Origin of the sequence: Endozoicomonas sp. ALC020 (genome assembly GCF_049275935.1) — a bacterium.
Taxonomy (GTDB): Bacteria; Pseudomonadota; Gammaproteobacteria; order Pseudomonadales; family Endozoicomonadaceae; genus Endozoicomonas_A.
This window is the reverse complement of the sequence record NZ_CP184830.1, coordinates 4,344,725-4,357,951: the sequence shown is the minus strand read 5'-3', so window position 1 is coordinate 4,357,951 and position 13,227 is coordinate 4,344,725. Positions and strand designations below refer to the sequence as shown.

Sequence of the window (13,227 nt, the reverse complement as noted above, 5' to 3'; positions counted from 1 at the left end):
CGGCAATCTTCACTCAATACAGCCTTCAGCAGGATAACCCTTTCCGGGCTTTACTGCGAATGAGCAAAAGCCTTTCGATTTTATGTTGACCTGAGACAAGCATGAAGCTTTCCACATTTGGCACGAAATTTACCAGTCATTCGGGCATTCTCCAACTTATGGATGACCTGGGAAATGCACTGGCCGGCGGCCAGGATATGATCATGATGGGTGGAGGCAATCCGGCCCATATTCCTGAAGTGGAAGAGGCTTTTCGTCAGCGACTTCGGAAAATTCTGGATAGTCAATCTGAGTTCACCCGTCTGATCGGGACCTATGACCCCCCCCAGGGAGAAAAAGAATTTATTCATGAGACGGCTCGCTTTCTGAACCGTCAGTTTGGCTGGCAGCTGGGGCCGGAAAACATTGCTCTGAGCAACGGCAGTCAGGCGGCATTTTTCATGCTCTTCAATATGTTTGCTGGTGATTATGATGATGGCAGTCATCGTTGTATTCAGTTACCACTGGCGCCTGAATATATTGGTTACGGTGATGCAGGTCTGAGTGAAAATTTCTTCATCGCTAACAAGCCTGAAATCAGGATCATTGATAAATACATGTTCAAATACCATGTTGATTTCAGCAGCCTGAAAGTCGATGAACGGACCGGTGCACTCTGCGCTTCCCGCCCGACCAACCCAACCGGCAATGTCCTGACCGACTCGGAAGTCAGTCGGCTGGACGAAATAGCCAGAGCCCATAACATTCCTCTGATCATTGACGGCGCCTACGGCACCCCGTTCCCGAATCTGATCTTCAGTAATGCCAACCCGGAATGGAATGAGAACACCATTCTCTGCCTTAGCCTTTCCAAGCTTGGGCTGCCCGCTGCCAGAACCGGCATCGTCATTGCCAACGAACAGGTTATCAAAGCATTGTCTGGTATTAACGCCATCATGAATCTGGCTCCCAACAGCTTTGGTAGCCTGATTGTGCTGGATATGATCCGTGATGACAGCATCATAGATCTTAGTAAAAATGTGATTCGTCCTTACTATGAAGACAAGGTCAGATTTGCCGTTTCTCTATTACATAAGTATCTCAATGGCGTGAACTGGAAAATACACAAACCGGAAGGTGCCATGTTCCTGTGGCTCTGGTTTGAAGGACTACCCATTAGCAGTCAGGAACTTTACGAGCGACTGAAAAAACGTAACGTTCTGGTCGTCTCCGGCCACTATTTCTTCCCGGGCATGGATGATGACTGGCAACACAAGCATGAATGTCTGAGGATGACTTACTCACGCGATAATGAAACGGTAGAGCGTGGTATCCATGTTATTGCCGAAGAAGTCCGCAAAGCTTATCAAGATTGACTCTGCTCGCCCTGTCAAGGCTGTCGCAAAACACGGACTCCCATAAGCTGTCTTTGTTATCAAAGTCCGGTTCCCGGCCCTTATGCGCTCTCACGCGGAGCGAAGGGACGAGTTGTTAGAGTTTTGGACAGCCTTTATCGGGCGATGGTCAGTTAATATTGGAGAAGACTCAGGCTTGCATTCCAACCATTCAAATCTACATTAACAGCTAGTATATGGCTTCAATGAGTTTGACTGAAAACAAAACCATTCAGCCGGAAGCCTGTCGGAAAGATGTAAATTCATAATTCGGTTTTATGTTCCAGTTTGCATAAGACCTCTTCTGCGGCTTCGCATCTGCAATATAAAACGCAGGTACTGTGTTATGTACAGACAATTCCTGTCCTGTTTCTCTCGAGCCTTGATCCTGTCACTGATCATGTCGTTATTATTAGTGACTGACGGCAAGGCCGAATCGCCAACACCTGTGGAAGCTAACCACCTGTGGCCATTGGAACAGATCATCATTCAGATTCGAAAGAAGTACGGTGAGGTCATCATTCAGAGTGTACGTATGACTGAAGAAGACAAACGTAAGGTCAGGGTCATAGACTTCACTGACAGTATGAACAGAAACCAGCGTGCAGTGGTTGATGCCCGATCAGGCAGGATCATTGAAGTTGCTCAATTACAGTCGCCCATGCCGCTGCAAAAAATCATAGCCAAAGTCAAAAGTAAACATTCTGTTGTAGCCATACTGAAAACAAGGACCGACATGCAAAATGGCCAGCTGGTTCAAATCGTTGACTTTATAGACAAGAAACACAAGCGCTGGTCTACGACGCTTGATGCCTATACTGGCATGATCATTGACGAATACAACTACACAATGAAACCTCAGGGTAAACTGCTGTCCCTGAATCAGGTCATAACAAAGGCCAGGGATACTCACAAGAGCATGGTGATCCTGAAAACCCGTCTGGCTCGCTGGAAAAAACAGCCAGTCCGGGAAATTTATTATCTGGACGAAAGCCGCTATAAGAAAAGATTGGTCGTAAATGCCTCTACCGGAGATATCATTGAAGACCGCCTCTACCCATCGCCGCTGTAACCGTCTCTATTGAAAGCCTGGTGTTACCGGCTTCTCAACAAAATAATAGGACACCCTGAAAAAAAATAATAGGGACACCCTGAAAAAAAAAAATAATAGGACACCCTTATATTTGACAAAAAAATCAGTTCGTCTATCTTTTTCGTTGCTGAGTTTTAGTTCCGGCAGGAGAGGTTATGACCCGTGCACGAAGTTCTTTGATCGACCCAGGTTCCACGCCTTATTATCACTGCATAGCTCGATGCGTACGCAGAGCGTATTTGTGTGGAGAGGATTATTTAACAGGCAAAAACTACGAGCACCGTCGGCAGTGGATTGTAGATAAACTCAGAGAACTGGTTTCAATCTTTTCTATAGAAGTCTGCGCCTATGCTGTCATGTCGAATCACTATCATGTGGTTTTGCATATTAATCAAAAACCTGCCAGAGAGTGGACAAGAGACGAAATTTTGAGTCGATGGACAAGGCTTTTCACAGGGCCGCTTCTGGTTCAGAGGTATCTTGCTGCTAACCAGCTGAGTCATTCGGAACTGGCTCGCGTGGACGAATTTGTTGAAGAGTATCGAAATCGTTTAACGAACATCAGCTGGTTCATGCGTTGCCTGAACGAATATCTTGCCCGTGAGGCTAACCAGGAAGATGGCTGTAAAGGTCGCTTCTGGGAAGGGCGGTTTAAAAGTCAGGCGTTGTTGGATGAGGCAGCGTTGTTGACCTGCATGGCCTATGTTGACCTGAATCCGCTCCGTGCTGAAATGGCGGAAACTCCAGAAGGATCAGACTACACGTCGATACAAGAACGAATAGAAAATTTGGAAGGTTCTGATACCCGAAAGCAGCCAATCACCCTCATGCCTTTTCGATCACGGGGGCAAAATCCGGATAAGGCATTACCTTATATTCTTCACGATTATCTTGAGCTGCTTGACTGGAGTGGCCGTGCAGTCCGATCTGATAAGAAAGGTTCAATCCCTTCAGATATCCCGCCCATTCTGACCCGATTGGAAATTGATTCAAATGAATGGCTCAAAACCATGAGATGGAATAATCGCTTCTATCGGGCATTGGGCAGGCTGGAAGCCATGAAAACTTTTGCTCGGGAAATGGGGCAGCAATGGGTAAAGGGATTGTTTACCTGTAGTCGTTTATTTCGTTGCATAAGTTGATTGCCTAATTTTCCCGTTGTTATTTGCTTCTCCTGTCATCTGGGGAGCTCTGCTATTTCTGACTTCCCCCCCCCCTTTTGAGTGATTCGCTTGTTGTTTGTTATGATAAACGATTAATATCCTCTTTTGAGTGGCTGTCAGGGCTTAATGGACTTCTGGGCTCTCGGTTTTTGAACCGTATTTATTAGTTTATATTTTATATGGATTTATATGGATGTCCTTTTCTTTCTTCTTTTTTCTTTCTTTTCTTTTTCTCCCCAGGGATGAGGAGGCGAATAAAAGAAGCCTCCGTTGCCGACATCGGGAAAATCGGCGTTGCCAGCGGGCTTGCCTCTCGTCAATGTCAGGGTGCTATTGCGTGTTCTCCCATCATTGATTTCAATCCGAACCCTGTGACCATCGGGATGATGACGATCAATAAGGGTTGAGGAATAGCATAAGGGCACAACCATCATAGCCAGCATTGAAAGAACAAAAATACCAACCATGCCCTTCTCAATCATTCTTCCATAGTTCAGTAATCTTCACAATGCTGGCGGGACCATCAGATACTGGCAACAAACTTTGGGTCAGCACAAAGCGGCTATCGGCACTGAAGCTGGCTGAGGGGATTGCAAAGGGGTGGCGGATAGTGAATTGGATAGCGCCCTTCAGGTAATTGATTTTCGCGGTACCATCAACACCAAAGGTCATCACAAAGCGGCCATCGGCACTAAAGATGGCTGAAGCAACCCAACCCGTATGACGGATAGTGCGCCCTTCTTCCCATGATCCATCATTCTTGTGGCTATGGATTTTTGCCGTTCCATCATAACTGCTGGTTACTGCATGTTGGCTATCGGGACTGAAGGTGGCTGAGCTGACCCAATGATTGTGGTGGATAGTGATTTCTTCTTCCCATAATACATCGGTCTTTTCGCCGTAGATTTTTGCCTCTTTGTCGTAACTGGCGGTCACCACATGGCGGCTATCGGGACTGAAGGTGGCTGTGTTGATGCCATCACTATGGGAAATGATGGCTTTTTCCAGCCATGATCCATCGGCCCACTTGCCAACGATTTTAACAAGGTTATCCTTGCCGACAGTCAGCACATGTCGGCTATCGGGGCTGAAGGCGGCTGATGCGATCGGGCCATCGGTGCTAATGTGACCCATGGTAAATTCTTCTTCCCATAACTTGTCGTCTTTCTGGCCAATGATTTTTGCCATGCCATCGTTACTGGCGGTCAACACATAGCGGTTATCGGGGCTAAAGATGGCTGAGTTGACAGAGCCCTCATGGTGAACGATAAGTTTTACTTGCCATGATCCATTGGCGGATTTGCCTGTGATTTTTACCAGGTTATCTTTGTCGGCAGTTACCACATGGCTACCATCAGCACTGAAGCTGGCTAAGTGGATCAGACCATCATGGTTGATGGTCACTTCTTCTTCCCATGATCCTCCCTCCTTTTGAACATGGATTTTTGCTGTCCCATCGTCACTGGCGGTCAACGCGCGGCTGCTATCGGTGCTGAAGCTGGCTGAATTAATGGGCCCGTCGTGGCGGATAGTGATTTCTTCTTGCCATGATCCATCCTCCTTCTGAACATAGATTTTTGCTGTCCCATCGTCACTGCCGGTCAACACACGGCGACTATCGGCGCTGAAGCTGGCTAATTTGACCGGACCATCGTGGCGGACAGTGAGTTCTTCCTTCCATGATCCATCGGACTGATAAACATAGATTTTCGCAGTGCCATCGTCACTGGCGGTCACCACACGGTGGTTATTGGCGCTGAAGGTGGCTGAGTTGGCCTCACCTTTATGGTAAATCTTGGCTTTTGTCACGGGATGAAGGATGCGTCGCAAGAGTTTTACAAACTGTGAATCATCAGATGCCCTGCTGCTATGTCGGCAAAACTGGACAAAATGGTATAGGGTTTCATAACTTGTTTTTGCTTTATTCCATTCCTCAACTGCTCTTTCTGCAATAGCTAAAGAATGACAGCCGTCGTATTTTCTTAATAGTTCGTTAAATTCGGAAAGGTTTTTAGTTAAGGCATTTAATTCTGTCCGACATGAAGGACAATTTCTAATTGAACAATCGTGCTTCCTTTTTTTCAGCCACTGATTTAAACAACCTGCGTGATAAAGATGATTGCAGGGCGTTTTTACTATAACCATATTTGATGATCGTACAAACTGCTCCTGACATACCGTGCACTCTGCATCAATAATGTCTGCAGGTTCTTCTTTATCCACACGCAGTGCATTATCGTCGAAAGAATTGACAGCGATGTAATTATTTTGTATACGCAGTTCATTTGATAAGCACATTAATTCATGGAACGATGAGTGCTGGTTAAATTGTTTCAAGGTATCCAGAAAAGAGGTGGGGAGTGTTAATGATTGTGCATTATTTATAATCTCATTCTTTATGGCTAAATCCGATATTTTTTCTAACAGATTGCGAATACGCTCAACCGGGTTTGAATGAAGCAGGAACAATTGAATAAAGTAATCAGTAAAGCAACATTTTTCAAAATCCCCTATCTGTGGTTGTTGGTCGGATTGGTTGAGCTTGTGGATTATGTCCAGAACAATCTCAGACAAAATTATCTGGCGGTTGTTGCCAGCGGCTTCTATCAGCTGCCCGATAAATCGGTTGCGTGTTGAGTGTTCATGGGAAGAACGCGGCAGTGCCAATATCGCCTCTAGAGGAGTAACGGTATTGCCGCTGATGTTTGTGCCTTTTGTTTCCAGAACCTGCAAACGCTGAGGCATGTCCAGCTTCTCTAACATTTCCCTGAATTTAAAAGCGGCATTGGGTTCGTCGCTTTCAATGATGGCTAAAAGCTGGCTGGCAAGTAGCTCAAGGTCCTGAGGCGAAGCATTATTTTTACTCTGCTCTCCATTGTCGTCTTTTCTGTTATTGCCATCCCCGCTGCTACCATTAGCTTCTCCCGGTGATGTGTTCTCCCGATTTTCAGGTGCTTCTCTTTTTTCCTGTTGATGGTGTTGGTTAGTTGCGTCATTTGATCCCACATTGGGTTTGTTGCCAGAGGGTTGGCCATCCTCCGGGCAAGTCGTGGCGGCACCAGAATCCTTACCTATGGACATCAGCCAGTTGATGACGGGTTGCAGAATAGTCAGGTCAATTTCGAATAATCCCGATGGCCTGCCGCCTCCACCTCCCCAGGGAGGAGGAGGCGAATAAAAAAAAATCCGCTGGCGACACCGGGAAAATCGGCATTGCCAGCGCGCTGGCCTCCTGTCACTGTCAGTGTGCTATTGCGTGTTTTCCCATCGTTGATTTCAATCCGAAACTTGCGCCCATCGGGATGATGACGGTCAATAAGGGTTGAGGAATAGCATAACGGCACAACTAGCATAGCCAGCAGGGAAAAAACAAAAATACCCATCTCGCCCTTCTTGTTTGTCAGAAAATGCCAGAACAATCCGTGTTGGATGTTTGTTTTGGAAAAATAAAGGAACGCCATGGGTGAATCTCATTATTGGTAGTGCATCAGAGAATAGCCAAGAATTTCCGGGGTGCTACTGGAGTTACTCTTCTTTCCATAGTTCAATGATTTTCGCAATGTTTTCGGTACCTCTATCAAGTGACACTAAACCGGTGGTCACCACAAAGCGGCTATTGGCGCTGAAGGTGGCTGAGGATATCGGACCAGAGTTGAAGATAAAGAGTTCTTTTTTCCGTGCATTGTCCAGGATATTGATTTTCGCCGTAAGATATTCACCAAAGGTCATCAAATAGAAGTTATCGGCACTTAAGGTGGCTAAAGTGAAACCACCACCATGATGAAGGACAGTGATTCCTTCTTTCCATGATCCATCATTCTGGTGGCTATGGGTTTTTGCCGTTCCATCCAGACTGGTGGTTACTACACGTCGGCTATTGGCACTGAAGATGGCTGAGGAGACCCTATGATTGTGGTGGATCGTGATTTCTTCTTCCCATAATACATCGGTTTTTTCGCCGTAGATTTTTGCCTGTTTGTCGAAACTGGCGGTCACCACATGGCGGCTATTGGGACTGAAAGTGGCTGTGCTGATAAGATCACTATGGGAAATGATGACTTTTTCCAGCCATGATCCATCGGCCTGTTCGCCAATGATTTTAACCAGGTTATCCTTGCCGATAGTCAGCACATGTCGGCTATCGGGGCTGAAGGTGGCTGATAGGATCGAACCACCGGTACTCATGTGGTTAATGGTGAATTCTTCTTCCCATGATTCGTCGTCTTTCCGGCCAATGATTTTTGCCGTGCCATCGTTACTGGCGGTCACGACATAGCAGTTATTGGGGCTAAAGATGGCTGAGTTAACATGGTTCCTGTGGAGAACGATAAATTTTACTTGCCATGATCCATCGGCGGATTTGCCCTTGATTTTCACCACGTTATCTTTGCCAACAGTCACCACATGGCTACCATCAGGACTGAAGCTGGCTAAATGGATCGGATCATCATGGTTGATGCTCCCTTCTTCTTCCCATGATCCACTCTCCTTCAGAACATAAATTTTTGCTGCACCGTCACTGGCGGTCAAAACACGGCAATTATCGGCGCTGAAGCTGGCTGAATGAATGGACCCACGGTGGCGGATAGTGATTTCTTCTTGCCATGATCCATCCTCCTTCCACACATGGATTTTTGCTGTCCCATCGTCACTGGCAGTCAACACACGGCGACTATCGGCGCTGAAGCTGGCTGATTTGACCGGACCATCGTGACGAATAGTGAATTCTTCCTTCCAGGATCCATCGGACTGAAAGACATAGATTTTGGCAGTGCCACCGTCACTGGCAGTCACCACACGTTGGTTATTGGCGCTGAAGGTGGCTGAGTTGACTTTACCGTCATGGCGGATCTCGACTTTTACCTCGGGACGAATGAAACTTCGCAAGATAGTTAGAAACTTTGAATCATCAGATGCCTGGCTGCTATGTCGGCAATATTGGATAAAATGGTAAAAGGTTGCAAAATTTGTTTCTTCTGTATTTAATTCATTCGCTGCCCTTCTTGCAGTAGCTAAAGAATGATAACCGTCGTATTTTCTCAATAGTTTGTTAAAGTGGTAAAGTTTTGTTGTTAAGCCAATTATTCGTGTTCGACATGTAGGACAATCTTGAATTGCACGACTCTGATACCTATTTTGGAGCCACTGACTTAAACAATCAACGTGATAAAGGTGATTACAGGGCGTTTTCACTATATTTGACGAGCGTTCAAACTGCTCCTTACATACCGCGCACTCCGCACCAATAATTTGACTGGATTCATGTTTATCCAGAAACAGTACATTATTGCCCGAAGCAGTGATCGCTATGTAATCATTTTGCATACGCAATTCATTTGATAAGCGTATTAATTCATGGAACGATGAGTGCTGGTTAAATTGTTTCAAGGTATCCAGAAAAGAGGTGGGGAATGTCAATGATTGCGCATTATTTATAATCTCATTCCTTATGGCTAAATCTGATATTTTTTCTAATAGATTGCGAATACGCTCAACCGGGTTTGAATGAAGCAGGAACAATTGAATAAAGTAATCAGTAAAGCAACATTTTTCAAAATCCCCTATCTGTGGTTGTTGGTCGGATTGGTTGAGCTTGTGGATTATATCCAGAACAATCTCAGACAAAATCATCTGGCGGTTGTTGCCAGCGGCTTCTATCAGCTGCCCGATAAATCGGTTGCGTGTTGAGTGCTCATGGGAAGAACGCGGCATTGCCAATATCGCCTCAAGAGGAGTAACGTTATTGCCCCTGATGTTTGTGCCTTTTGTTTCCAGAACCTGCAAACGCTGAGGCATGTCCAGCTTCTCTAACATTTCCCTGAATTTAAAAACGGCGTTGGGATCGTCGCTTTCAATGATGGCTAAAAGCTGGTTGGCAAGTAGCTCAAGGTCCTGAGTCGAAGCATTATTTTTACTCTGCTCTCCATTGTCGTCTTTTCTGTTATTGCCATCGCCGCTGCTACCATTACCTTCTCCCGGTGATTTGTTCTCCCGATTTTCAGGTGCTTCTCTTTTTTCCTGTTGATGGTGTTGGTTAGTTGCGTCATTTGATCCCGCGTTAGGTTTGTTGCCAGAGGGTTGGCCATCCTCCGGGCAAGTCGTGGCGGCACCAGAATCCTTACCTATGGACATCAGCCAGTTGATGACGGGTTGCAGAATAGTCAGGTCAATTTCGAATAATCCCGATGGTCTTCCACCTCCCCAGGGAGGAGGAGGCAAATAAAAGAAGCCTCCGCTCCCGACACCGGGAAAGTCGGCGTTGCCAGCGGGCTGGCCTCCTGTCAATGTCAGTGTGTTATTACGTGTTCTCCAATCATTGATCTCAATCCGAACCTTGCGCCCATCGGGATAATGACGATCAATAAGCGTTGAGGAATAGCATAACGGCACAACCATCATAGCCAGCAGGGAAAGAACCAAAATATCAATCACGCCCTTCTTGTTTGCCAGAAAATAACAAGACAATCCGTGTTGAATGTCTGTTCTGGAAAAATAAAGGAACGACATAGGTGAATCTCATTATTGGTGGTGCATCAGAGAATAGCCCAGAATTTCCAGAACGCTGGTGGGGTTACTCTTCCTTCCATAGTTCAATGATTTTCGCAATGTTTTCGGTACCTCTATCAAGTGACACTAAACCGGTGGTCACCACAAAGCGGCTATTGGCGCTGAAGGTGGCTGAGGATATCGGACCAGAGTTGTGGATAAGGAGTTCTTTTTTCCGTGAATTGCCCAGGATATTGATTTTCGCCGTAGGATCTTCACCAAAGGTCATCAAAAGGCAGTTATCGGCACTGAAGGTGGCCGAAGTGAAACCACCATGATGAAGGATAGTGAATCCTTCTTCCCCATTCTTACGGCTACGGGTTTTTGCCGTTCCATCCAGACTGGTGCTTACTGCTCTTAGGCTATTGGGACTGAAGGTAGCTGAGGAGACCCTATGATTGTGGTGGTTAGTGATTTCTTCTTCCCATAATACATCGGTCTTTTTGCTGTAGATTTTTGCCTGTTTGTCGAAACTGGCGGTTATCACATGGTGGCTATTGGGACTGAAAGTGGCTGAGTTGATATGATCACTATGGGAAATGATGGCTTTTTCCAGCCATGATCCATCGGCCTGTTTGCCAATGATTTTAACCAGATTATCCTTGCCAACAGTCAGCACATGTCGGCTATTGGGGCTGAAGGCGGCTGATAGGATCGAACCATTGGTACCAATGTGGCTAATGGTGAATTCTTCTTCCCAAGACTGATCGCCTTTCTGGCCAATGATTTTTGCCGTGCCATCGTTACTGGCGGTCACCACATAGCGGTTATTGGGGCTAAAGATGGCTGAGTTGACATGGTCCCTATGGAGAAAGATAAATTTTACTTGCCATGATCCATTAGCTGATTTGCCTGTGATTTTTACCAGGTTATCTTTGCCGACAGTTAACACATGGCTACCATCAGGACTGAAGCTGGCTAAATGGATCGAACCATCATGGTGGGTGGTTCCTTCTTCTTCCCATGATCCACTCTCCTTCAGAACATAAATTTTTGCTGCCCCATCGTCACTGGCGGTCAACACACGGCTACCATCGGCGCTGCAGCTGGCTGAATTAATGGGCCCAGGGTGTTGGATAGTGAGTTCTTCTTGCCATGATCCACCCTCCTTCAGAACATGGATTTTTGCTGTCCCGTCTTCACTGGCGGTCAACACACGGTTACTATCGGCGCTGAAGCTGGCCAATTTGACCGGACCATCGTGACGAATAGTGAATTCTTCCTTCCAGGATCCATCGGACTGAAAGACATAGATTTTCGCAGTGCCATCGTCACTGGCGGTCACCACACGGTGGTTATTGGCGCTGAAGGTGGCTGAGTTGACTTTACCGTCATGGTGGATCTCGGCTTTTATCACGGGACGAATGAAGCTTCGCAAGATATTTTTAAACTTTGAATCATCAGATGTCTGGCTGCTATGTCGGCAATATTGGAGAAAATGGTAAAAGGTTGCAAAACTTGTTTCTGCTATATTCAATTCCTTAAATGCTCTTTTTGCAGTAGCTAAAGAATGACAACCGTCGTATTTTCTCAATAGTTTGTTAAAGTCGTTAAGTTTTTTTCTTAAGCCATATAATTGTGTACGACATGTAGGGCAATCTTGAATTGCACGATCCTGCTTCCTTTTTTTGAGCCACTGATTTAAACAATCGACGTGATAAAGGTGATTACAGGGCGTTTTCACTATATTTGACGAGCGTTCAAACTGCTCCTTACATATCGCGCACTCTGCATCAATAATGTGTCTGGATTCATGTTTATCCACACGCAGTGCATTATTGACCGAAGTAGTGATCGCTATGTAATCATTTTGCATACGCAGTTCATTTGACAAGCGCATTAATTCATGGAACGATGAGTGCTGGTTAAATTGTTTCAAGGTATCCAGAAAAGAGGTGGGGAGTGTTAATGATTGTGCATTATTTATAATCTCATTCCTTATGGCTAAATCTGATATTTCTTCTAATAGATTGCGAATACGCTCAACCGGGTTTGAATGAAGCAGGAACAATTGAATAAAGTACTCAGTAAAGCAACCTTTTTCAAAATCCCCTATCTGTGGTTGTTGGTGAGATTGATTGACCTTGTGGATTATGTCCAAAACAATATCAGACAAAATCATCTGGCGTTTGTTGCCAGCGGCTTCTATCAGCTGCCCGATAAATCGGTTGCGTGTTGAGTGTTCATGGGAAGAACGCGGCAGTGCCAATATCGCCTCTAGAGGAGTAACGGTATTGCCGCTGATGTTTGTGCCTTTTGTTTCCAGAACCTTCAAACGCTGAGGCATGTCCAGCTTCTCTAACATTTCCCTGAATTTAAAAGCGGCGTTGGGTTCGTCGCTTTCAATGATGGCTAAAAGCTGGTTGGCAAGTAGCTCAAGGTCCTGAGTCGAAGCATTATTTTTACCCTCCTCTCCATTGTCGTCTTTTCTGTTATTGCCATCGCCGCTGCTACCATTACCTTCTCCCGGTGATTTGTTCTCCCGATTTTCAGGTGCTTCTCTTTTTTCCTGTTGATGGTGTTGGTTAGTTGCGTCATTTGATCCCGCGTTAAGTTTGTTGCCAGAGGGTTGACCATCCTCCGGGCAAGTCGTGGCGGCACCAGAATCCTTACCTATGGACATCAGCCAGTTGATGACGGGTTGCAGAATAGTCAGGTCAATTTCGAATAATCCCGATGGCCTGCCGCCTCCACCTCCCCAGGGAGGAGGCGAATAAAAAAAAACTCCGCTGGCGACACCGGGAAAATCGGCATTGCCAGCACGCTGGCCTCCTGTCACTGTCAGTGTGCTATTGCGTGTTTTCCCATCGTTGATTTCAATCCGAAACTTGCGCCCATCGGGATGATGACGGTCAATAAGGGTTGAGGAATAGCATAACGGCACAACTAGCATAGCCAGCAGGGAAAGAACCAAAATACCCATCACGCCCTTCTTGTTTGCCAGAAAATAACAAGACAATCCGTGTTGAATGTCTGTTCTGGAAAAATAAAGGAACGACATAGGTGAATCTCATTATTGGTGGTGCATCAGAGAATAGCCCAGAATTTCCTG

8 protein-coding genes are annotated in these 13,227 nt (G+C 45.9%); 3 read left to right on the top strand and 5 right to left on the bottom strand.

All coding sequences use genetic code 11. From position 1 onward, the window contains the following. Positions 1-101 precede the first annotated feature (101 nt). The 3 genes from ACOJUO_RS16640 to ACOJUO_RS16630 all read left to right on the top strand — a co-directional run bounded on the left by ACOJUO_RS16640 (position 102) and on the right by ACOJUO_RS16630 (position 3,608). A complete protein-coding gene (locus ACOJUO_RS16640) occupies positions 102-1,355 on the top strand; it encodes a valine--pyruvate transaminase (protein WP_422133121.1) in 1,254 nt (417 codons plus the stop codon). A 364-nt stretch (positions 1,356-1,719) separates the two neighbouring features. Further along, entirely contained in the window at positions 1,720-2,445 is a 726-nt protein-coding gene (locus tag ACOJUO_RS16635; RefSeq protein WP_422137548.1) for a hypothetical protein, read from the top strand. 176 nt (positions 2,446-2,621) lie between these two features. Then, positions 2,622-3,608 (top strand): transposase, encoded by a 987-nt coding sequence (locus tag ACOJUO_RS16630; RefSeq protein ID WP_422133119.1) that lies wholly within the window; start codon positions 2,622-2,624, stop codon positions 3,606-3,608. 206 nt (positions 3,609-3,814) lie between these two features. Here the strand turns inward: ACOJUO_RS16630 and ACOJUO_RS16625 are convergent, their stop codons facing one another. The 5 genes from ACOJUO_RS16625 to ACOJUO_RS16605 all read right to left on the bottom strand — a co-directional run bounded on the left by ACOJUO_RS16625 (position 3,815) and on the right by ACOJUO_RS16605 (position 13,176). Then, positions 3,815-4,096 (bottom strand): hypothetical protein, encoded by a 282-nt coding sequence (locus ACOJUO_RS16625; RefSeq protein ID WP_422137547.1) that lies wholly within the window; start codon positions 4,094-4,096, stop codon positions 3,815-3,817. A gap of 7 nt (positions 4,097-4,103) precedes the next feature. Further along, positions 4,104-6,710, bottom strand: coding sequence for an RING finger domain-containing protein (locus ACOJUO_RS16620; RefSeq protein ID WP_422137546.1), 2,607 nt, complete (start codon positions 6,708-6,710; stop codon positions 4,104-4,106). Between the two features lie 29 nt (positions 6,711-6,739). Further along, complete coding sequence (locus tag ACOJUO_RS16615; protein ID WP_422133116.1) at positions 6,740-7,090, bottom strand: hypothetical protein; 351 nt, start codon at positions 7,088-7,090, stop codon at positions 6,740-6,742. A 64-nt stretch (positions 7,091-7,154) separates the two neighbouring features. After that, complete coding sequence (locus ACOJUO_RS16610; protein WP_422137545.1) at positions 7,155-10,136, bottom strand: RING finger domain-containing protein; 2,982 nt, start codon at positions 10,134-10,136, stop codon at positions 7,155-7,157. A gap of 64 nt (positions 10,137-10,200) precedes the next feature. Beyond that, positions 10,201-13,176: an RING finger domain-containing protein gene (locus ACOJUO_RS16605; RefSeq protein WP_422137544.1), complete on the bottom strand. Its 2,976-nt coding sequence runs from the start codon at positions 13,174-13,176 to the stop codon at positions 10,201-10,203. Positions 13,177-13,227 lie beyond the last annotated feature (51 nt).

Coding starts and splice junctions, on each gene's coding strand:
- ACOJUO_RS16640 (WP_422133121.1), top strand. CDS start 102: ATGAAGCTTTCCACATTTGGCACGAAATTTACCAGTCATTCGGGCATT.
- ACOJUO_RS16635 (WP_422137548.1), top strand. CDS start 1,720: ATGTACAGACAATTCCTGTCCTGTTTCTCTCGAGCCTTGATCCTGTCA.
- ACOJUO_RS16630 (WP_422133119.1), top strand. CDS start 2,622: ATGACCCGTGCACGAAGTTCTTTGATCGACCCAGGTTCCACGCCTTAT.
- ACOJUO_RS16625 (WP_422137547.1), bottom strand. CDS start 4,096: ATGGTTGGTATTTTTGTTCTTTCAATGCTGGCTATGATGGTTGTGCCC.
- ACOJUO_RS16620 (WP_422137546.1), bottom strand. CDS start 6,710: ATGTCCATAGGTAAGGATTCTGGTGCCGCCACGACTTGCCCGGAGGAT.
- ACOJUO_RS16615 (WP_422133116.1), bottom strand. CDS start 7,090: ATGGCGTTCCTTTATTTTTCCAAAACAAACATCCAACACGGATTGTTC.
- ACOJUO_RS16610 (WP_422137545.1), bottom strand. CDS start 10,136: ATGTCGTTCCTTTATTTTTCCAGAACAGACATTCAACACGGATTGTCT.
- ACOJUO_RS16605 (WP_422137544.1), bottom strand. CDS start 13,176: ATGTCGTTCCTTTATTTTTCCAGAACAGACATTCAACACGGATTGTCT.